The organism is Phaeobacter italicus (assembly GCF_001258055.1).
Classification (GTDB): Bacteria; Pseudomonadota; Alphaproteobacteria; order Rhodobacterales; family Rhodobacteraceae; genus Phaeobacter; species Phaeobacter italicus.
Genome location: NZ_CVRM01000035.1, coordinates 120,411 through 141,895, shown reverse-complemented (window position 1 = coordinate 141,895; position 21,485 = coordinate 120,411). Strand labels below are relative to the sequence as shown.

At 60.5% G+C, this 21,485-nt stretch carries 19 protein-coding genes; 12 read left to right on the top strand and 7 right to left on the bottom strand.

From position 1 onward, the window contains the following. Nucleotides 1-14 precede the first annotated feature (14 nt). Both NIT7645_RS17615 and NIT7645_RS17610 read left to right on the top strand, forming a co-directional pair. The gene (locus NIT7645_RS17615; RefSeq protein WP_037303095.1) at nt 15-911 is read left to right on the top strand and encodes a LysR family transcriptional regulator; all 897 of its coding nucleotides are present in this window, start codon (nt 15-17) and stop codon (nt 909-911) included. Beyond that, nucleotides 908-1,915 (top strand): GlxA family transcriptional regulator, encoded by a 1,008-nt coding sequence (locus NIT7645_RS17610; RefSeq protein WP_008560835.1) that lies wholly within the window; start codon nt 908-910, stop codon nt 1,913-1,915. Before NIT7645_RS17615 ends, NIT7645_RS17610 begins: the two co-directional genes overlap by 4 nt. A gap of 16 nt (nt 1,916-1,931) precedes the next feature. On the opposite strand, the gene NIT7645_RS17605 is transcribed toward NIT7645_RS17610, so the two are convergent. The 5 genes from NIT7645_RS17605 to NIT7645_RS17585 form a co-directional block, all read right to left on the bottom strand. After that, nucleotides 1,932-2,495 carry a sarcosine oxidase subunit gamma gene (locus NIT7645_RS17605; RefSeq protein ID WP_050687664.1) on the bottom strand — a complete coding sequence of 188 codons (564 nt, stop codon included), beginning with the start codon at nt 2,493-2,495 and terminating at the stop codon, nt 1,932-1,934. Next, nucleotides 2,488-5,457: a sarcosine oxidase subunit alpha family protein gene (locus NIT7645_RS17600; protein WP_008561652.1), complete on the bottom strand. Its 2,970-nt coding sequence runs from the start codon at nt 5,455-5,457 to the stop codon at nt 2,488-2,490. The genes NIT7645_RS17605 and NIT7645_RS17600 overlap by 8 nt, the downstream gene beginning before the upstream one ends. Then, entirely contained in the window at nt 5,454-5,762 is a 309-nt protein-coding gene (locus tag NIT7645_RS17595) for a sarcosine oxidase subunit delta (protein WP_008562059.1), read from the bottom strand. The genes NIT7645_RS17600 and NIT7645_RS17595 overlap by 4 nt, the downstream gene beginning before the upstream one ends. Before the next feature lie 12 nt (nt 5,763-5,774). Continuing rightward, nucleotides 5,775-7,025, bottom strand: a complete 1,251-nt coding sequence (locus NIT7645_RS17590) for a sarcosine oxidase subunit beta family protein (RefSeq protein ID WP_008559410.1) — start codon at nt 7,023-7,025, stop codon at nt 5,775-5,777. A gap of 171 nt (nt 7,026-7,196) precedes the next feature. After that, nucleotides 7,197-9,365, bottom strand: coding sequence for a methyl-accepting chemotaxis protein (locus tag NIT7645_RS17585; protein WP_242656131.1), 2,169 nt, complete (start codon nt 9,363-9,365; stop codon nt 7,197-7,199). Nucleotides 9,366-9,821: 456 nt separating this feature from the next. On the opposite strand from NIT7645_RS17585, the gene gap reads away from it, so the two are divergent. Next, nucleotides 9,822-10,829: a type I glyceraldehyde-3-phosphate dehydrogenase gene (gene gap / locus NIT7645_RS17580; RefSeq protein ID WP_008560641.1), complete on the top strand. Its 1,008-nt coding sequence runs from the start codon at nt 9,822-9,824 to the stop codon at nt 10,827-10,829. 101 nt (nt 10,830-10,930) lie between these two features. Here the strand turns inward: gap and NIT7645_RS17575 are convergent, their stop codons facing one another. Both NIT7645_RS17575 and NIT7645_RS17570 read right to left on the bottom strand, forming a co-directional pair. Then, nucleotides 10,931-11,566 (bottom strand): ChrR family anti-sigma-E factor, encoded by a 636-nt coding sequence (locus NIT7645_RS17575; RefSeq protein WP_008559178.1) that lies wholly within the window; start codon nt 11,564-11,566, stop codon nt 10,931-10,933. Beyond that, complete coding sequence (locus tag NIT7645_RS17570; RefSeq protein ID WP_037302695.1) at nt 11,563-12,213, bottom strand: sigma-70 family RNA polymerase sigma factor; 651 nt, start codon at nt 12,211-12,213, stop codon at nt 11,563-11,565. The genes NIT7645_RS17575 and NIT7645_RS17570 overlap by 4 nt, the downstream gene beginning before the upstream one ends. 147 nt (nt 12,214-12,360) lie before the next feature. On the opposite strand from NIT7645_RS17570, the gene NIT7645_RS17565 reads away from it, so the two are divergent. From NIT7645_RS17565 to NIT7645_RS17525, 9 genes are all read left to right on the top strand, one after another. Further along, nucleotides 12,361-13,665, top strand: coding sequence for an NAD(P)/FAD-dependent oxidoreductase (locus NIT7645_RS17565; protein WP_008559654.1), 1,305 nt, complete (start codon nt 12,361-12,363; stop codon nt 13,663-13,665). Continuing rightward, complete coding sequence (locus NIT7645_RS17560) at nt 13,662-14,414, top strand: DUF1365 domain-containing protein (RefSeq protein WP_050687662.1); 753 nt, start codon at nt 13,662-13,664, stop codon at nt 14,412-14,414. The genes NIT7645_RS17565 and NIT7645_RS17560 overlap by 4 nt, the downstream gene beginning before the upstream one ends. Continuing rightward, entirely contained in the window at nt 14,414-15,571 is a 1,158-nt protein-coding gene (locus NIT7645_RS17555) for an SAM-dependent methyltransferase (RefSeq protein WP_050687660.1), read from the top strand. The genes NIT7645_RS17560 and NIT7645_RS17555 overlap by 1 nt, the downstream gene beginning before the upstream one ends. Next, the gene (locus NIT7645_RS17550) at nt 15,564-16,103 is read left to right on the top strand and encodes a chalcone isomerase family protein (RefSeq protein ID WP_008562239.1); all 540 of its coding nucleotides are present in this window, start codon (nt 15,564-15,566) and stop codon (nt 16,101-16,103) included. The genes NIT7645_RS17555 and NIT7645_RS17550 overlap by 8 nt, the downstream gene beginning before the upstream one ends. Next, entirely contained in the window at nt 16,103-17,323 is a 1,221-nt protein-coding gene (locus NIT7645_RS17545; protein ID WP_008563138.1) for an MFS transporter, read from the top strand. The genes NIT7645_RS17550 and NIT7645_RS17545 overlap by 1 nt, the downstream gene beginning before the upstream one ends. Next, the gene (locus NIT7645_RS17540; protein ID WP_008562669.1) at nt 17,323-17,871 is read left to right on the top strand and encodes a DUF3833 domain-containing protein; all 549 of its coding nucleotides are present in this window, start codon (nt 17,323-17,325) and stop codon (nt 17,869-17,871) included. Before NIT7645_RS17545 ends, NIT7645_RS17540 begins: the two co-directional genes overlap by 1 nt. A gap of 1 nt (nt 17,872) precedes the next feature. Beyond that, nucleotides 17,873-18,598 carry an SDR family NAD(P)-dependent oxidoreductase gene (locus tag NIT7645_RS17535; RefSeq protein WP_008562451.1) on the top strand — a complete coding sequence of 242 codons (726 nt, stop codon included), beginning with the start codon at nt 17,873-17,875 and terminating at the stop codon, nt 18,596-18,598. Between the two features lie 2 nt (nt 18,599-18,600). After that, complete coding sequence (locus tag NIT7645_RS17530) at nt 18,601-19,329, top strand: SDR family NAD(P)-dependent oxidoreductase (RefSeq protein ID WP_008560085.1); 729 nt, start codon at nt 18,601-18,603, stop codon at nt 19,327-19,329. Nucleotides 19,330-19,500: 171 nt separating this feature from the next. Then, nucleotides 19,501-21,480 carry a sensor histidine kinase gene (locus NIT7645_RS17525; RefSeq protein ID WP_008558857.1) on the top strand — a complete coding sequence of 660 codons (1,980 nt, stop codon included), beginning with the start codon at nt 19,501-19,503 and terminating at the stop codon, nt 21,478-21,480. The last annotated feature ends 5 nt before the right edge of the window (nt 21,481-21,485 follow it).

Sequence of the window (21,485 nt, the reverse complement as noted above, 5' to 3'; positions counted from 1 at the left end):
CTGAAGCAAAGAGCGTGACCATCAAAATCGAACTCCTGCGAGGCTTTGCTGTTGTGGCACGCAGCGGAAACCTCAGCGATGCGGCTGACATTCTCGGGCGCACCCCGTCGGCCGTCTCCATGATGCTGAAGCAGTTGGAAACCCACCTCGGGGAGCCGCTGTTTGAAACCGACCGCAAGAACAAACTTACGGCGCTTGGCGCATATGTTCTGGAGCAGGCCGAACGCGAGTTGCAGCAGTTCGACAATATGGTCAAGGCAATCGAAGGCTACGCCAATGCCACCCATGGACATGTGCGTATTGCCACTGTCCCATCCGTAGCCGGATCCATCATGCCCGTGGTGTTTTCAAAGTACATCAAGGACTTCAGCAAGATGGACATCGAGTTGCGGGATATGGATTCCAACTCCATTCTGCATGAATTGTCCCGGAACCGTATCGACATCGGCATCGCGACCATGGGGGAAAACAGCGCGGGACTACACAGCCAGCATCTGCTGTCAGATGCCTTCGGCGTTATCTGTCACCCCTCTCATCCCCTTGCGCAGAATCGTGGGCCTGTCGACTGGCAGGCCCTGACGGGAGAGAGACTGATAGCAAACAGTCTCTCTGCGGGTATCGATGTGCCTGCCTGTAAAACACTACATGCAAATGCCCTGCTGACCGCACAGAACCTGACCTCCATCATGGCGATGGTACATGCCGAAATCGGAATCACGATTCTGCCGGAAATGGCTGCGCGGGCGGCAAACGCGACCGGGCTGATCTTTCGCCCATTGGCCGATTCGCTGGCAAAGCGGCAGATTCACATGCTCCGGAAAAGAGAGGCCGCCCTCTCCCCTGCCGCGCGGCTGGTCGAACAACACATTCTCGCCTGTACTGCAGACATGATCCAAGGACCAACGGCATGACCGATGCCCCTGCCCCCATTTCCCTCGCCATCCTGATCTTTCCCGGATTTCCGATGGCCTGTCTGACCTCCTGCATAGAACCGCTGCGGGCGGCGAATGAAATCTCCGGACAGGAAGCGTTCCGCTGGACCGTCGTCGCCGAAACAGAGGAGCCGGTGGCCTCTTCTGCCGGGGTGACCTTTGCGCCGGACGCAAAATTGTCCGATCTGCAACCGCACGACTATCTTCTGTTCACCGCAGGCCCGAACGCCCAGTTTGCACATCCCTCGCGGGCCAATGCAGCCCTGCAACGGCTGATGCGCAACAGAACCCGGCTTGGGGCCTTCAGCGGAGGCGTGTTCCCGCTTGCGCGGACCAAAATGATCGACACCAATCCACTGTCTGTCCATTGGTGCTATGAAGCCGCCTTCGAGGCGGAATTCCCCGAATTGGATGCACGCAGCACCGTTATCTGCGATGAAGGCGACTTTCTGACGATCTCTGGCGCATCAGCCGTTTTTGACCACATGCTGACCTTGATCGAAACCCATCTGGACGGCAGCGTCATGGCAGAGGTCGCCTGCTGGTTCCAACACCCCTACGTGCGCAGCGCCACCTCGGCTCAGAAAACCCCTGCCTTCTCCACGGCCAAGAGCATGGATTTGATGCCCAAAAAGGTTGCTCAGGCCATTGAGCATTTCGCCGAACATATCGAAAGCCCGATCCAGATCAGTGATGTCGCGGATGCCATCGGTGTTTCACCACGCTCGCTGGAGCGCAGCTTCAAGGAAGCCACAGGGCAAAGCCCGCTGAAGTACTATCGCATGATGCGCATGAACCAAGCCCGCCAGCTGGTGCTTTATTCCAGCACCTCGGTGACGGAAATCGCCTATATGGTCGGCTATGGCACGCCCGGTGCCTTTTTGCGGATCTACCGCGAAACGTTCGGCGTGACGCCGATCAACGACCGGCGTGCCAAGAACTCTCTTCGTGTCAAAAGCGGCGACGCTCTGCCCGCGGGATGACGCGGACGCGCCATTCTCAGGCGATGGAGCGCGCGGCCGTCACAAGGGCATGATGGAGCGATGCCGCAGAAGAGCGCGGCCCGAGAACCACCATCTGGTCCTCAGCCGTCCGCCACAGAAAAACGCCCAGATGCTCCACCGTGCTGCGACAGGCGCTGCCAGGGGGCATTGCACGCACATCAGCCTTGGTCAGGCGCTCAAACAGATCACACAGCTTCTTCCCGGTAACATCAAAGCGGCACCATGCGTCCGTCTGTTCCACCACCGAGGCCCTATCACCGAGCGTCGCCTTCAGTTGCTGCGCCAGCAGCTCGTGCGTTTCGTGCGGAGCCGCGCACATCCACTGTGACGGGCTGATCCAGAACGCAGCCAGTTTCCCCGCCTGCGCCGCCTTGCCAGCAACCGGCAAATCCAGACCGTGGTTCTGCGCCATTGCCGAGATCACGGCCGCCTCCTGCCCGTTTCGCGCCGCCACTGACGCAAACGCCGTCTCGACGGTCTCGGCGATTTCAAACGGCCCAATCCGGTCAACACGCGGCGTATGAGACCCAAGCGGGGTCAGTGGTTTCAGTTTATGCACGGAGCTTCTCCCCTTCCGGGTCCACAAAATGGGCGCTGACAATCTCGACCAGCATTTCCTGTTTCTCCAACGGGTTGACCAGACGCAGCTGCTCTCCCAGGCGCTCTGCCCCGCCTTTGACAAACCCAAGCCCAATGGCCGTCCCAAGAGTGGGCGAATAGGCAGCAGAGGTCACATATCCCTGATCATGCGCCGCATCGACAGGGCCCGACGCAGCCATCAGATGCCCCCCGGCAGGGAGGCTCTGTGCTGGGGTCACGGGCTTCAGGCCGACCAAGCGCAGGGCATCATCGGTGTTCATGCCCTCTCGGCGGCTCAGCACGTTGCCGATGCAGTCCTTCTTGCCAGACACCATCCGCCCCAGGCCAAGGTTCAGCGCGGTGGTCGTTCCGTTTAGCTCATTGCCCGCGGCATGTCCTTTTTCGATCCGCATGACCCCCAGCGCCTCGGTCCCGTAGGGGGTGACGTCAAACGCCTCGCCTGCGGCCATCATTTCCCGCATGAGCGCATCGCCATACCGGGTCGGCACCGCGATTTCATAGGCCAGTTCACCAGAGAACGAGATCCGGAACAGCCGCGCCCGGCAGCCCCCGCAAACAGTGATTTCACCGCAGGCCATAAAGGGAAAGGCGTCATTCGAGATATCAAACTCAGGATCAACGATCTTTTGCAGGAGTTTGCGCGCATTCGGCCCTGCAACCGCGTATTGCGCCCAGGCTTCGGTGGTTGAAATCAGCTGAACATCCATGTCCGGACACAGACACTGGCGGACAAATTCCATGTTCCGATAGACCAAAACGGCGTTGGCCGTGGTTGTGGTCACAACAAAATGGTCCTCAGCCAGGCGCGCGGCCGTGCCGTCGTCATAGGCAACACCGTCTTCGCGCAGCATCAGACCATAGCGCACCTTGCCAACTGGCAGCTTTGCAAAGCCATTGGCGTACATCATGTTCAAAAAGGCTGCCGCATCCGCCCCCTGCACATCGATTTTACCCAGCGTAGTGACGTCACAGATCCCGACAGAGCGACGGGTCTGCTGCACCTCGCGATCCACAGACTGGCGCCAATGGGTTTCACCCGGTTTCGGAAACCACTGCGCCCGCAGCCAGTTGCCAACCTCGACAAAAACGGCGCCCTGTTCCTCCGCCCAGGCGTGGCTCGGCGTCAGGCGGGTCGGATGGAAATCCTTGCCCACTGCGCGCCCAGCAAGCGCCCCCATGGCCACCGGCGTATAAGGCGGACGAAAGATCGTGGTTCCCGTCTGGGGAATGGACTTGCCGGTCAGCTCTGCCATCACCGCGAGGGCGCCGACATTGGACGTCTTACCCTGATCGGTCGCCATCCCAAGCGTGGTATAGCGCTTCAGATGCTCAACCGCGGTAAAGTTCTCCTGGTGGGCCAGCTTGACGTCCTTGACGGTGACATCGTTTTGAAAGTCGAGCCAAGCGCGCTTGGCGCCCTGCACGTGCCAGAAGGGCGTCAGAGACACGGGCGCGTCCTCCGCCTTTGGCAGCTCTGGCGCAGGCACTGTGAACCCCAGATCTGCCAGCGCCTCCCCTGCCTGCTCTGCCCCGCTGCGCAGGGCGGCGTCGGTGGACATGGCCCCCATCGCGGCCCCTGCAACATGCTGGCCAACTGGCAAGTCCTGCCCGGGGACAAAGGCATGGAGATCGCCATCCCAAACCGGGCGCCCCCGCTGATGGCAGGTCAGGCCAAGGTTCGGGTTCCATCCGCCGGACATGGCCAGCGCACCACAGGGGATGATCCGGGTTTTACCATTGGCCATCCGCACCGTGACAGAGCGGAGCCCCAACCGCCCGGCGGTTTCCACGATCTGTGCACCCGCAAGGAGCTCAATTCCGGGGATTTCAGGGGCATCTGGGCGTACGTCGACCACTGCAGGCACATCCACGCCTTTGGCCTGCAGGTCACGCGCGGTTTGATGAGCATCGTCATTGTTGGCAAAAATCACCACCGAAGACGCCGGTGTCGCAGCCCAGCGATTGGCAAAAGAGCGCACCGCCCCAGCCAGCATGATCCCCGGTCGGTCGTTGTTTTCAAACGCAATGGGCCGCTCAATTGCCCCTGTCGCGATGATCGCCCGCTTGGAGTAAATCCGCCAGAGCGTCTGGCGGGGCTTACCCGCATCAGGCGCTGCGACATGATCCGCGTTGCGTTCGACCGCGCCGTAAATCCCATGGTCATATGCCCCAAACACCGTCGTGCGCGGCAGAATGCGGACATTGCCCATCACTGCAAGCTCTGCCTGGACCTGACCCGCCCAATCTGCGCCCGCAATGTCCGCCAATGGCTGTGCTTCGCTCAACAGGCGACCACCCAGCAAGAAATCTTCATCTGCGAGGATCACCCGCGCACCCGCCCGGCCCGCCGTCAGCGCCGCCGCCAGCCCCGCAGGCCCAGCCCCGACCACCAAAAGATCACAGTGCAAAAACCCTTTGTCATAGGCATCCGGATCAGCGTCTCCTGTCAGGCGCCCCAGCCCTGCTGCCTTGCGAATAATGGGTTCATACAGTTTCTCCCAAAATGCCTTGGGCCACATGAACGTCTTGTAATAGAACCCGGCGGTCAGGAAATTGGCGAACCGATCATTGATCGCCATCATATCGCGTTCCAGCGAGGGCCAGCGGTTCTGCGACCGCGCGTCCAACCCGTCATAAAGCTCTGCGACCGTGGCACGGGTGTTGGGTTCCTGCCTGCCGCCGGTGCGCAATTCAACCAACGCGTTTGGCTCTTCGCTGCCCGCGCTCAGCAAGCCGCGCGGCCGGTGATATTTGAACGATCGCCCCATTAGGCGCACGCCATTCGCCATCAGCGCCGAGGCCAAGGTATCACCACTGCAGCCCTGATAGCTCTGCCCGTCAAAGCGAAAGGATAGCGGCTGACCACGATCTACCAGACCTCCGCTCAGCCGGTTCACCTGCTGCGTTGATACCGCGCTCATTGCGAGGGCTCCTGGACAAGGTTGGCCGCCTTTTGCGCAAGGGCAACATCCCGGGCCAGCTCGACCTTGAGGATCTCATGGGTGACAGTGTTGCGGGTCACGACCAGCCAGGAGCGATCCCCCTGTTCATGAAACCAAAGTTCACGATGCTCACCAGCCGGATTTTCGCGAAGATACAGATAGTCGTGGAACTGCTGCAGCGCGGTCTCAGACAGCCAGTACGGGCGGTTCATCAGCCCCGCATCGCCGAGATAGGTGAACTCCTGCGCATCGCGCGGCCCCAATAGCGGATGGTTGATAATCATCTCGTCTTGTCCTTAGTGCAGGTTGGGTTGGGCGCCCTGGCCCTTTTCGTCGATCATGTGACCGCTCATGAACCGGTCCAGGCGATAGGCCGTGGCGGTTTCATGGGGGCGGTCGGTTTTCAGGAGATGTGCAAAACAATAGCCCGCGGCAGGCGTGGCCTTGAAGCCGCCGTAACACCAACCGCCATTGAAATAGAGCCCTTCGATATCGGTCCGGTCGATGAAGGGAGAGCCATCCATCGACATATCCATGATGCCGCCCCAACTGCGCAGCAGCCGCGCCCGGCCCAGCGCCGGGATCAGGGACATGCCGCTTTCGACCACATCCTCGACCACTGGCAGATTGCCGCGTTGCGCGTAGGAATTATACATGTCGATGTCGCCACCAAAGACAAGGCCGCCCTTGTCCGATTGGCTGCAGTAAAAATGCCCCGCACCATAGGTGATGACGCCGGGAATGAACGGTTTCAGCCCCTCAGAGACAAACGCCTGCAGCACATGGCTTTCGATGGGCAGACGCATCCCTGCCAAGGCCATCACCCGGCTGGAATTGCCCGCAACCGACACGCCGACCTTGCCCGCGCCGATATAGCCACGAGAGGTCTCCACCCCTTGAACCTTGCCGCCCTCGATCCGCAGGCCGGTGACTTCGCAGTTCTGGATAATGTCGACGCCGCGCATGTCGGCGCCGCGGGCGTAGCCCCATGCCACCGCATCATGGCGCACGGTTCCGCCCCGGCGGTGCAGCAGCCCGCCCTTGATGGGAAAACGCGCATCATAAAAGTTGAGGAACGGGTACATCGCCCGCACCCCGTCCGTATCCAACAGCTCTGCATCCGAGCCGTTCAGGATCATCGCATTGCCGCGTCTGCGCGCTGCATCACGCTGGGCATCGGTGTGAACCAGATTAAGGATGCCGCGTTGGCTCACCATCGCGTTGTAGTTCAGATCCTGCTCGAGGTTTTCCCACAGCTTGAGAGAAAACTCATAAAACGGCTCGTTTCCGTCCAGCAGATAGTTCGAGCGGATGATGGTGGTGTTGCGGCCGACATTGCCGCCCCCAATCCAGCCCTTTTCCAGCACTGCGATCCGGGCAGCGCCAAACACTTTCGCCAGATAATAGGCCGTTGCCAGACCATGACCGCCGCCACCGATAATCACATAGTCATAGTGCGATTGAGGCGCGACATCCCGCCATTGCGGGCGCCAGCCCTTGTGCCCCGTCAGGGCCTCTTTGATCAGTCCAAGCGCAGAGTACCGCATGCCAGCTCCTGTTCCTTGCAGGAGCATTTGCCCAATAAGCGCGCCGACTGACCGTGGCGGTTCCGGACGAGTTTATATCCGGAACCGACATCGACCACCGATTGTCGCCCTTGGCGTGACGGGCAGTGGCATATGTTGTGCCGGCGCACCCTGTATCAACAAGAGCCCGTCTTAGGCTGAGCGCGCAGAAGAGGCAGGGAATGGAGCTGATTCTACGTGGTAATGCACCGTTTCTGACAGCGCTGCATCAATGGGGTCCGCCCCTCCCCGCGCAGCGCCGCCTGCAGAGCTGATCCTGAACTTGTCCACCAGATCCGCAAGTTTCGTAGCATCGCCGTCCAGCATATGCCCGGCGGCAGTCGCTTCCTCCACCATTGCGGCGTTTTGCTGGGTGACCTGATCCAATTGGCTCACGCCGGTGTTGATTTCGTTGAGGCCGGTTGATTGCTCAACCGCCCCTTCGGCGATCTCTGACACCAGTTGCGAGACATGATTGATCCGCTCGACAATGCTGGTGAGGGCATCACCTGCTTTCCCGACCAGCTCTACGCCGTGATCGACCTGACGCGAGCTGTCCTCGATAAGCGTCTTGATTTCCATCGCCGCATCAGAGGACCGCTGCGCCAAGGCGCGCACTTCGCTTGCGACCACCGCAAACCCACGCCCCGCCTCGCCTGCACGGGCGGCCTCTACCCCGGCATTGAGAGCCAGAAGATTGGTCTGAAAGGCAATATCATCGATCACCGAAATGATCTGAGATATCTTACCTGAGGATTGCTCGATCTCAGTCATGGCAGACACGGCGTTCTGCACCACGACCCCGCTGGTCTCTGCTTCCTGACGGGTTTCGGCCATCGTGTGCTCTACCGTGCGGGTTCGCTCGGCGCCAGAGCGGATGCTGGCGGTCATCTCTTCCAACGCTGCTGCGGTTTCTTCCAGCGTGGCAGCCTGGCTTTCGGTGCGATAAGACAGATCACTGGAAGATTGCCGAATTTCGGCCGCGCCGTTGCGAATACTGGCTGCCGCATCTGCGATCTGCCCGAACGTCGCCCCAAGCGTTGCAAGGGTATCGTTGAAATCGCCGCGCAATCCCTCGAAAGACGGCGGAAAGGGCGTGTCGATGGTTGCTGTCAGATCTCCATCCGACAGGCGTGTCAAATGCGCCTTCACGGTCTGGAAAACACCTGCCTGCTCTTCCTCTCTTTGTTTCTGGGCCGCCTCCAGGGATTGCGCAGAGGTGCGCATCGCCAGGGACTCGTCCTTGAAACCATCGACCGCGCGCGCCATGCGGCTCAGTTCATCATTGCCGGTCGTCCCCTTGATTTCGACATCAAAGTCACCGCGGGTAAAGGCGCCGACTGCCATGGTCAGGGCACGGATCCGACGGATCATCAGCTCAAAACAACCGATTGCAAACAGCATGACCGCGATGGAGGCCGCAACCGCAACCATCACGAGGCGATTGAGCGCAGTGCCGCTGCGCACCTCAACCTCGCGGGCGAATTCAACGATGCGGGTGTTGATCTTCTGCTCCTCGGCTCTCAGCAGGTCGATCCAGGCGGAAGATGCCTGAAACCACGCGCTGCCGGAAATATCCGCGGCCTGCCCTTTTTCGTAGTTGGCAACAAGTTGGCGGCGCAGCGTTTCCAGTGTCAGATACTCAGGTGACTGCTGCAAACCAGCAATCCAGCTGCCCTCGTCCAATGCTGCTGAGGCCTCAGCCAATAGAGCATCCTGCCCCCCGACAAGGGATACAAACCTGTCGTGCAGGGCCAGATCAAATCCCTGCCCAATTCCCACAGCACCCGTTGCACGTTCCAGACCGGCACGTTCTTTGGCGGTGCTCATCAGGAAGCGCGCCTGCAAGAGCGCCTGAAACCGGCTGGAATTGTCCACGCTGATCGCCGCCCGCGACACATGCAGCAGATTGTTGATGATGCCGGTGTAATAAGACGCCATGTCCGGCACCGGAATCGCCAGCCCGTCCACATTGGCCCGCATCAACGACAATTCAGCAAGGGCAGTTTCTGATGTGCGGTAGGCGTCTGGGTGGTCAGCTGCCAAGCGCGAAACCTGCCCCAACGTCCGCCCCAGCACGGCGTCGGTCGCTGCGCGTTGGCTTGTCAGATCCGCTGCGAAATTCTGCCCCTTGGAGGACAGAAACCCAGCCGAGAATCCGCGCTCTCGCTGGAGTTCATGGATCAGATCACCGATCAGCCCATCTTCCGCGGTCTTTTCAGCGGCAATGACAGCAACCTGATGGTTTTGTCGCTGATTGTTGATCTCCATCAGCACGAAAACCCCAGCCAGTGCCAAGAGGGGTCCAATTACCAGTAGCATTACAAGTCTAAGCCGCATGAAAACACCCAAAACAACCCAAAGATACACGCGCCATCCTGACAATCCTGGATTTACAAATGGTAACCCTAACAACCCTTGCGTGCAGATGATCGGATATCGTCCAAACTGTCCGTAATTGTGGCAAGAGGCGGCAGAACAGGACTAAACCAGAATGGTGATGTGCTCCGGTTCGGAGAGCCCCCCTGCGGGATCTGCCCGTTGCCGCGTCACGTTGCCGTGATCGCGCCCACAGATAGAGCCAAATTTTCCCGTCTTTTCAGATGCCTGAAAATACGGCGCGCACCCTGCGCGTTCGTTTTTGGCTGGGCCGCCGCGTCAGGGCATCGGCTGCGCTCTTGATTTCCGGCAGTGTTAGCGATAACGATGCCGCAAACATCACACTCTAGAGGCCGGATTTTTTGCACCGGCCTGCATGACCCAGTCGGAGTTGCACTTATGACCTTGAAAATTGCGATCAATGGATTTGGCCGGATTGGCCGTGGCGTGATGCGCGCCCTGCTGGAAAACAACGTCGAGGACGTCACCGTTGTTGCGATCAACGACCTGTCCCCGGCGGACACGCTTGCACATCTGCTCAAGTACGACAGCGTGCACGGCCGCCTCGCGGCAAAGGTCACGGTCGACGGCGACACCATGCAAGTCGGCAAGCACAGCATTCGACTGACCGCGATCCGCAACCCCGAAGAGCTGCCCTGGCAGGACGTGGACATTGCCTATGAATGCACCGGTCTGTTCACCACACGCGACAGCGCAGCCAAGCACCTGCAGAATGGCTCCAAGCGGGTTCTGATCTCTGCCCCCGGCAAAGAGGTCGACCGCACCGTTGTTTATGGCGTGAACCACGGCGATCTGACCAAGGACGACATTATCGTCTCCAATGCCTCTTGCACCACGAACTGCCTCGCACCGGTTGCCAAGGTTCTGGATGACGCCTTTGGTATCAAGACCGGCTACATGACCACAATTCACGCCTATACAGGCGACCAGCCGACCCATGACACCAGCCACAAGGATCTCTATCGGGCGCGCGCTGCGGCGCTATCGATGATCCCGACCTCGACTGGCGCAGCCCGCGCCATTGCCGAAGTGCTGCCCCACCTCAAGGGCCGCCTCGAAGGCTCTGCGATCCGGGTGCCGACACCCAATGTGTCTGTGGTTGACCTGAGCTTTGTGCCGGAAAAAGACGCCACAGTCGAAAGCGTGAATGCCGCGCTCAAGGCCGCGGCCGAGGGCGACTTGGCCGGCATCCTGTCCTACGAAACTGACCCGCTCGTTTCGATCGACTTCAACCATGACCCGCATTCGTCCTGTTTCGCCGCACCGCAGACCGCTGTCACCTCCGAAGGTCTGGTCCGTGTCGTAAGCTGGTACGATAACGAATGGGGCTTCTCCAACCGCATGATCGACACCGGCCGCCATATGGGCAAGGTGATGAACGGCTGATCAGAGCCGAGGCGTACAACCGCGCGTCACAATCGAAAAGGGCTGCCAATTGGCAGCCCTTTGTCGTTTCACAGGCCCATTTCGTCACGGGCACGCGGTGTTCAGATCCGAAAGATCGGCTGCAAGAGGCGCGGAACAAGGGAACGGAACCGCAACGCTGCGTCCGTCGCCGCAAGGCAGATGCACGCCACGCCGTCTTCGGCCACCGGGGTATGTTCCAGGTCATCGTCAGCCACCTCCAGATCGCCAACACCAAAGCGGCCGGTTTCGTCCCGAAACGCGCCCTGCAGGACCAGCGTCAGCTCCAAACCGTTGTGGCCGTGGTCTGGAACGGCTTGTCCTCCGGGGATGTACAAAAGTCGGACACTGCCGCCCTCGTCATGGCTGAGAATGGACTGGCGCACCCCCATGCCGAGGCTCTTCCACTTGGGCGGCAAGCCGCCGAGCGCCTCCATGACCGGTGCGGGAAAGATGCCGGACCGCTCATAGCGCGGGGTCTCAATGACCGGCTCGTCCAACATGTCAAAGACGCGCTGACGCAGCCCGCCGGAGAGATCGGCAGTGCCGCAGCTTTCCAGGATGGATCCCCCAACCGCCTCATGTGCGGTGGCGCGGGCGCGACAATCATCGCACATGGACAGGTGGGTTGCGACCACCAGCGAATAGGCCTGTGGCAGCGATCCTGACACATAGGCAACCAACAGAGGGTCCGGGATATGATGACGCACACCGGTCATGTCAGTCCTTGTTCCTTCAATTCGTGACGCAGCCGCTCTAGACCGAGACGGATGCGCGATTTTATCGTACCAAGCGGCAATCCGGTCTGGTCCCGGATATCCGAATGAGTGAGCTCCCCAAGGTAGGCCTTTTCGACCATTTCCCGCTGGGCGGGTTTCAGACGGCGCAACGCGGCGCGCAGTTTTTGTGTTTCCTGATCCAGCGCCAGCACCTGGGCTGCATCTTCCTGTGTCTCTTCCGGCAGCTTCAGCTCTTCCGGGACCGGCCTGCGCTCCTTGCGGATGACGTCGATCTGGCGGTTGCGGGCGATCTGAAAAATCCACGCAGACACCTGCGCACGCTCTGGATCAAACATCGCCGCCTTGCGCCACACGGTCAGCATGACATCCTGCACGACATCCTCCGCCTGACTGGGTGACATGCCAGAGCGGCAAATCACGCCTTTCAGTCGGGGCGCGAAATAGTCGAACAGGCGACCAAACGCCACCCGGTCGCGATTGTCGCGCACCGCCAGCATCCAGACCGTTTGGTCAGATAGGCTTTCCCGTTCCACTTTTTCCCTTTCACGCACAACACTTGTGTCACGGTCTACCGTAACTGGAGCGTCGAGCGCTGCAAGAGATTGGTCGCTTAGCGAGGTCAGCATACCGGGATTACGGTGCTTTTACGCTTTTGGATCACCGCGCCTGCCACTTTTTTCAAAAATTTTGTCTTCCAGATCATTTCATACGTTCATTTTTGATCCGACGCCCCCAACCCAGCGTAACAAGTTGAAAACACAAATGGAGACAGCATGTCATTTGATGCATTTTCATCTGCCCGCCAGCGTATCGCGATCGTCGGCGGTGGCATTTCCGGCCTGGCGGCAGCGTGGCTGTTGTCTAAGACGCATAACGTCACCCTATTCGAGGCCGCACCGCGCCTTGGCGGGCATGCCCGTACTGTTCTGGCGGGGCGCAACGGAGATCAGCCGGTTGATACCGGGTTTATTGTCTTCAACTACGTGAACTACCCGCATCTGACGTCGATGTTTCGCGATCTGGATGTGCCTGTTGTCAAAAGCGACATGAGTTTCGGAGCCACCATCGGGGACGGCAGCGTCGAATACGGTTTGCGCAACCTCGGTGCCCTCCTCGGGCAAAAACGCAACGCAGCGCGCCCTGCCTTTTACCGAATGGTGCGCGATATCCTTCACTTCAACGCCAAGGCTGTGCAGGCGGCCAACACTGATAGCGTCACAATCGGTGAGCTGGTGAACGAGTTGAAGCTGGGGGACTGGTTCCAACGCTACTACCTGATGCCGATCTGCGGGGCGATCTGGTCGACCCCGCCCGAAGAAATTCGCGATTTCCCGGCCCAGTCCCTGGTTCGTTTCTTCCGCAATCACGCTCTCCTCAGCGCAACGGGCCAGCATCAATGGTGGACCGTAAAAGGAGGCAGCATCGAATATGTCCGCCGCCTGACCGCGCGGCTGGAACAGATGGGGTGCCAATTGCGCCCCGGCACCGCCGTCCGTGGTGTTCAGCGCACCGCCGAGGGTGTGCGCATCCATCTGCCAGACGGCACCGAAGAGGCTTTTGATCAAGTCATCATGGCCTGTCATTCCGATGACAGCCTGCGTCTGCTGACACATCCGACAGAGGACGAAAAGAAAATCCTCGGCGCGATGCCCTATCAGGACAACGAAATGATCCTGCATCATGACGCGCAGCAAATGCCCAAGCGGCGCGCCTGCTGGTCCTCCTGGGTCTATAAGGCCGACCAGCAAGACGATCGCACCGCAATCGGTGTCACCTACTGGATGAACCGGCTGCAGAACATCGACGAACGCGATCCGCTGTTTGTCTCGCTGAACCCCGTCTCACCGGTGCGCGAGGAGATGATCTACGATCAAAAAACATTCCGCCACCCGGTGTTCGACAAGGCCGCATTGCGGGCGCAGCAACAGATCAAGGACATCCAAGGCGACAATCACACCTGGTTCGCGGGTGCCTACCTGCGTCACGGGTTTCACGAAGACGGGTTTGCCAGCGCCGTTCGGGTCGCACGTGACCTGCAGGCGCGGGATGCGCAGATCCATGAGAGGATCCCCGCATGAGCCATTGGCCCGACCATATCGCAGGCCAAACAACCCACGCGCGCCACGGGCAGATCTCCAACGCGTTTCGCTATGGCGTCGACTACGTGCTGATCGACCCGCGCAGCAGCCACGGCCCTCTTCTGTTTTCGCGCAACCGGTTTAACCTCGCCTCGGTGCGGGACCGCAACCACGGCGGACGCCCCGGCAAGGGATCAGGCGTTGCCTGGGCCGAAAGCGTGTTTGCAAATGCAGGTTTGTCACTAGAGGGCACCACGATCCGCCTGCTGACACAGCCGGGCTACCTCGGCCATGTGTTCAACCCCGTCAGCTTTTGGCTGGCCTTTCGCGGAGACCGCCTGCATGCGGTCATCGCCGAGGTGAACAACACCTTCGGCGATCGGCACAGCTATCTCTGCCACAAGCCTGATTTCACCGCGATCGCTGCCAGTGACCGACTGGTGGCGCAAAAGGTCTTTCACGTCTCTCCCTTTCAGGAGATTGCAGGCGATTACCGCTTCAACTTTGACATCACCCCCCGCCGCATTGCGATCCGCATCGATCACCGCAATGGCAAGGAGGGCGTGATCGCCACCCTCACAGGTCCACGCCGTCCGCTGACAAACCGCGCACTGCTTGTGGCCAGCCTGCGCCGTCCGGCAGGCACCATGCGCACCGTTGCCCTTATCTACTGGCAGGCGCTGAAACTGAAACTCAAGGGCGCGACGTACCGCCCTCGCCCCACACCACCCGAACACGAGATCAGCTGATGCTTTTTATTACCAAACGCGTAAAACATGACTTTCTTGACAGCTGCACCCGCATTCGCAACGGCAGCCTGCGGCTGACTACGCCAGAGGGCGACACCCACGACTTTGGCAAGGGCGACCCACAGGCGGATCTTCATATCCACGACTGGAGCGCGATCACCGCCACCGCGGCGCGCGGCGATATCGGGCTGGGAGAGACCTATGTGGCGGGGCTTTGGGAAACCTCCAGCATCGAGAATGTCATCAAGGTCGCGCTGCTCAATCTCGATCACCTGTCCGATTTTGCCTATCCCAGTTTCTGGGCAGGCCTGAAGTTTCGCGTTGTCGATCGGTTACTGCGTGCCAATTCGGTCAAGGGGGCATCGCGCAACATCAAGGCGCACTACGACGTCGGCAATGAATTCTACCAGCTCTGGCTGGACGAAAGCATGACCTATTCCTCCGCGCTCTATACACCCGGAGATGATGATCTGGGCCGCGCACAGACCCGCAAATACGACCGCGTGCTCAGCCGTCTCGGAGCGGGGGAGCGGATCCTGGAAATCGGGTGTGGCTGGGGCGGCTTTGCAGAACGCGCCACTGAGACAGGTCGCCATGTCACCGGGTTGACCATTTCACCCAGCCAGTTTGGTTATGCCGACGCCCGAATGGACGGGCGCGCCGATATCCGGCTCTGCGACTATCGCAACAGCGAAGGCACCTACGACAACATCGTCTCCATCGAAATGATCGAGGCCGTGGGCGAACGCTACTGGCCAAGCTACTTTTCGACGGTAAAGAGCCGCCTTGCGGAAAACGGGCGCGCCGTTATTCAGGCCATCACGGTTCAGGACAGCTATTTCGATATCTATCGCAACTCATCGGACTACATCCGCCAATATACCTTCCCCGGCGGGATGCTGCTGTCAGATGCGGTGATTTCCCATCAAGCCCGAAGCTCAGGGCTGAAGGTCAAGAACAGCTTTGCCTTTGGTCCCGACTACGCCCGCACCTGCCGCACCTGGGCCGATCGCCTGGTAGATATGTCGCCCAAGATCCAGGGCCTTGGCTATGGCGAAGGCTTCCTGCGCAACTGGCGCTACTACCTTGAGGCCTGCGCGGCCTCCTTTGAGGTGGGGCAGACCGATGTTGTCCAAGTGGAGATTGCTCATGCCTGACACTGCGATACCGATCCTCAGCCGACTGAGCGGCGTCATTGCCTCTTGTGCAACCGCTGCCTTTTGCAGTGTCGCCACCCCCTCAAAGGCCGAAATCGGCCTTTCGGCGCCAACCAAGCTGGGTGAAGTCACGTTTCGCTGGCTCGGTCTGCCACTTTACGACGCGAGCCTGTTTCTCGAAGGCGAACAGCAATTCGACTGGAACACGCCGCTGGCGCTGCGCCTGTCCTACCGCCGGGCCTTTAGCAAGGATCAGCTGATGCGCGCCACCGCCGCGGAAATCGAACGGCTGGAGGGCCAACGCCCGGATCAGGCCCAGTTTCTGCAAAAACTGGACCAGTGCTTTCGCGATGTCGGTGCAGGTGACAGTTTTGTTGCCAGTTCCCCCTCTCGCAACCAGGTGGCGCTATATCTGAACGGCCGACGCACCTGCTCTGTCCGTCACCCTGACGCGCGCAAGCGCTTTCTCAACATCTGGCTGTCCGACAACAGCCGTGCCGCGCGCCTCTCGCGGGAGCTGCGGGGCCAGTAATGCAGGCGCACCGGATCTCTCTCTTTGCGTTGATGCTGGCAGCCGCCGGCCTGCCGCTCTACATCCATCTGCCGCGATTTGCGACGGCGGAACTGGGTGTGAGCCTAGGCACGCTGGCGGTGGTTCTCGCGGGGATCCGGGTGCTTGATTTCGTGCAGGATCCCCTGCTGGGCTGGATCACCGACCGCTGGCCACAAGAAAGAGCAACCTTCGCAGCCCTCGCCGCATTTGGCATGGCAGGCGGTTTCATCCTTCTCTACTCGGCGCGGCCCAATGCCGGTGGCGTGGTGCCTTGGCTGGTTGTGGCGCTGGTGTTGCTGTTTACGGCCTATAGCCTTGGCACTGTCCTGTTTTATGGCCAAAGCACCACATTGGCAGGCAGCCCCGAGGCGCTGATCAAACTGGCAAGCTACCGCGAAACCGGGACATTGGCAGGCATCATCATCGCAGCCCTCGCCCCTACGGCGCTGGTCGCATTCGGTGCGGCGCAGGGGGGATACCCCGCCTTTGGGTGGGTGCTGGCGAGCCTGTGCGTTCTGGTGTGGTGGATGACCCGTGGACTATGGACCAATGAAGCGCCGCGTGAGGAGCCGCTCTCTCTTGGTGCGCTGCGCGATGCTGGCGGGATCAGGCTGTTGGCGCTTGCGCTGGTAAACAGCCTGCCCGTCGCCATGACCTCGACCCTGTTTCTGTTCTTCGTCGAAGACAAGCTGCTGCTGCCGGACCTGGCCGGGCCCTTTCTGGTTCTGTTTTTCCTGGCGGCCGGCCTGTCCGTACCCCTGTGGAGCCGGGCCGCCGAGCGGTTGGGCGCCCAGCAAGTGTTGTTTCCCGCAATGCTGCTTGCGATCCTGTCCTTTGCCGGGGCGGCCTTCCTCCCACAGGGGGCGGGCGTTGGCTTTGCGTTGATTTGCATCGGGTCCGGCGCGGCCCTTGGCGCCGATATGGTCATCCTGCCGGTCTTGTTTTCCCGCACGCTCGCGCGCGCCGGGCTACAGGCAGGTCAGGCATTTGGCCTGTGGTCCTTTGCCGCGAAACTTGCATTGGCTGCGGCGGCTGTCCTTCTTCTTCCTCTCTTGCATATGAGCGGTTTCCAACCCGGCGCCGAGAACAGCGCAGCGGCGCTTCAGACGCTGACCTGGGCCTACGCGGTCATTCCCTGCTGCATCAAACTCATCGCCGTGGCGATGGTTCTCCGACTACCCAGAAAGGTAATCTCCTGATGAAACTCCTGCTTGTAGCGATTATTGCCTTGCTGCTACTGGCGCTTCTTCGGCCCGGTTTCGGCTTTCGCAGCCAACGCCCGCACCACTACGAGGGAACCGGCCCCGTCTTTGACATTCGCACCCATCTGAGCGGCGAGATGATCTCGGAAGGGATCATCTATGGCCCGATGGGGCGCGTCGTATCGCGTTTTGTTGCGACGATGAACGGCGAGTGGAGCGATCACACCGGAACGCTGAGCGAGGATTTCGTTTATGCGGGCGGCAATACCCAGGCGCGCAAATGGTATCTCACCATGGGAGAAGACGGCGCATTCACAGCCACCGCGGATGATATCATCGGCGAAGGGCGTGGCCAGCAAACTGGCGCGACCGTTCAGCTGCACTACCGCATCCGCCTCCCCGAAAGCGCGGGCGGTCATGTCCTTGACGTCACCGACTGGATGTACCTGATGGAGAACGGCACCATCATGAACCGCTCTGAAATGCGCAAATTCGGCATCAAGGTTGCCGAGCTGGTGGCCACCATTCGCCCGAAAGGCAACTGAGATGTTTGCAGGCAAGACATGGTGGCTCGTCGGGGCGAGCGAGGGGTTGGGCCGCGCCATCGCAGCCAGGATGGACGCAGAAGGCGCGCGCCTGGTTCTGTCAGCCCGCAGCGCAGACAAGCTGGACGACCTGGCAAATGAACTGTCTGACGCCACCGCCCTTCCGTTGGATGTGACAGATCCTGACAGCATCCAGCAGGCGGTGGAGCATATCGGGCAAATTGACGGTGTGCTTTATTGTGCCGGTGCCTACGACCCGATGCCCGCACAGGATTGGGACCCCGAAAAGGTAGAGCTGATCTGCGACGTGAACTTCATGGGTGCGATGCGGGTCGTGGGGCGTGTCATCCCGCAGATGGTAAAGCGCAACAGCGGCCACATCGCCCTGATCGGCTCTCTGGCGGGTCACACTGGTCTGCCCGGCGCGACCGGGTATGGGGCCTCCAAGGCCGCGGTCATGCATATGGCAGAAAACCTGCAAGCCGATCTCCATAAGACGCCGATCAAGGTTCAGGTCATCAATCCGGGCTTTATCGAAACGCGCCTGACCGCCAAGAACGATTTCAACATGCCGATGATCCAGACGCCTCAGGAAGCGGCGGACGCCTGCATGCGCGCCCTGCGCAGCGGGCGGTTTTCAACCAGCTTCCCCGCGCCTTTTTCCTGGCTCTTTACCATTGGCAAACACCTGCCCCGCCGCCTGTTTCTGAAACTGATGGGAAGCTGAAAATGACCCTGCCCCGCAACGTGATCATCTTTGGCGCCTCCGGCGGCATAGGTTCGGCGCTGGTCGACCACTACGCAGCCCAGCCCAATGTCGAAACCCTCCACGCCGTTGCGCGCCGCCCCCTGCCCGAGCGGCCAGGCGTGCAAAATCATCGCGTCGACATCACGGACGAGGCCGCACTGGAAACGCTGGCCGGCCAGATCCGACAGTCCAAGGTCCATCCTGATCTGATCGTGGTCGCCACCGGAATTCTGTCGGACGAAGATGGCCTGCAGCCAGAAAAATCCTATCGACAACAATCCGTGGCTGCCTTTGAACAGGTCTTTGCGATCAACACCTTCGCCCCGGCGATGATTGCGCGCCATTTTCTCGGGCTGATGCCACGGAAATCCCCCGCTACCTTTGCCGCACTTTCGGCGCGCGTCGGGTCGATCAGTGACAACCAGCTGGGCGGCTGGCACGCCTATCGCGCCTCCAAGGCCGCGCTGAACATGCTGATCCGGAACTATGCCATCGAAATGGGACGCACCCATGAACAGCTGATTTGTGTCGGATTGCACCCCGGTACCGTGCGCACCGACCTGTCTGACCCGTTTTCCAAGAACGTCCCCGAAGATAAGCTGTTCGACCCGGCGCAAGCTGCAGGGTATCTGGCTGACGTGCTTGCAGGGCTTACCCCCCGCGACAGCGGCGCGGTGTTTGATTGGGCCGGAAAGGCGATCCCCGCCTGACAGGGGCCAACCCCAAGCCCTACCATCAGGCAAAACACAAGGCGGGTCCGCAAAGGTGGGGCTAGGCCGTTCCTGCCCGGCCTTGCCGCTCTCCCCTTGGGCGTGCGACACTGATCTTGTCCGGGCCTGCACCGGTAAACCGAACTGATCAGCCCACGGGACAGCATCGCCTTGAAATCCGTCCGCCTCCGCCTCCTGCTGCTTGCGCTGTTGCCGCTGGCCGTGATGATGCCGCTCTTGCTGGTTGTGGCGATGGCCCGATGGAACGCGGACTATGATGACGTTCTGATCGTCAATGTGGAAAGCGACCTAAAGATCGCGGACCAATATCTGCGGCAGCTGAAAAACGGAACCGGCGATGATCTGGCGGCGATTGCAGGCTCTGCCCGCTTTGCCGAAGTGCTGAGCGACCGCCCCCATCTTCAGCTGGATTTTCTGGATCGTGAACGCGCGCGGTTGCAGCTGGATTTTCTTTATTACCTGCCCATGCGCAGCATAGACCGCGATGCCCGCCGCTGGCCGGTGATCGAACGGGCAAGCACCGGCTTGCTGGCCTCTGAAATCGATATCTTTTCAGCGGCTGATCTTGATGCGATTTCCTCTGAGCTGAGCGCCCGCGCTCGCATCCCCCTGATCGAAACCGAAGCCGCCGTCCCCACCACCCGCCCGGCAGAAGATCGCGGCATGGTCATCCACTCTGCCGCGCCGGTGACGGTAGAGGGCGCGCGCGGCGTTCTGGTGGCCGGGCGGTTGCTGAACCGTGACCTTGATTTCATCGATACGATCAACGCGCTTGTCTATCTGGGCGACAGCCACAGGATCAGCCGCAAGGGAACCGCAACCCTGTTTCTGGGCGACACCCGTGTGTCAACCAACGTGCGCCTGTTTGAGGATGTCCGTGCCCTTGGCACCCGCGTGTCGCGGGCTGTTCGCAATGCGGTGCTGATCGAGGGAGAGACCTGGCTCGACCGGGCCTTTGTGGTCAACGACTGGTATATCTCCGGCTACCTGCCCCTGACCGACAGCTTTGGCGACCGGGTCGGCATGCTCTACGTCGGTTTTCTAGAGGCGCCTTTTGCAGCGGCCAAATTCTCGGCCTATTGGACCGTCGTTCTATCGTTCCTGTCGGTTCTGTTGCTGTCAGCGCCGCTGTTTTTGTGGCTCGCCAAGGGGATCTTTGCACCGCTTGAAAAGATGAGCCGTACAATGGGGCGGGTGGAACGGGGCGATCTGACAGCCCGCAACGGTCACATCGGGCGTCAGGATGAGATCGGTCAGGTCTCTGCCCATCTCGACAGCCTGCTGGATCAGGTGCAGGAGCGCGACCAGAAACTGCGCGACTGGGCAGAAGAGCTGAACGAGAGGGTCGACCAACGCACCGCCGAGCTGCGCGCGGCCAACGAAAAACTGGAAGCGACCTTCAAACAGCTGGTGATGAGCGAAAAGCTCGCCTCTATCGGGGAAATCACTGCCGGGGTCGCGCATGAAATCAACAACCCCGTTGCCGTCATTCAGGGCAATGTCGACGTGGTGCGCATGACACTTCCGCCGGAGGCCGGGGCCGAGGTCGCAACAGAGCTGGACCTGATCGACAACCAGATCCTGCGGATCAGCGCCATTGTCGGCAAACTGCTGCAATTCGCCCGCCCCTCAGAGTTTGGCACCTTCGAGGAAAGCCTGGATATGGCGCCGGTGGTCAGCGACTGTCTGGTTCTGGTCGATCATGTCGTCACCAAACAGGCAATCACTGTTGAGAAGGACTTCGAAACAAGCCCGCAGGTGCGGATCGATCCGGGTGAGCTGCAGCAGGTGGTGATCAACCTCATCCTCAACGCGGCCCAGGCCATGGGCGGGAGCGGCACGCTCACGCTCACCCTGCGGGAACTGGATCATGACGGGGCCCCCGGTGCGTGCCTTACCGTTGCAGACACAGGCCCCGGCATTGCCGAAGATGTGCTGCCTTCGGTGTTCAACCCGTTCTACACCACCCGCCTTGGCGAAGGCACCGGGCTGGGCCTGTCGATCAGCCAGACCCTGATTCAGCGGGTCGGCGGATATATCACCGCCGACAACCGCATCGTGGACGGCAGTGTCACGGGGGCCGTTTTCACCATCTGGCTACCAGCAGCACAGGCCGAACAGGCCGCCTGAGACGA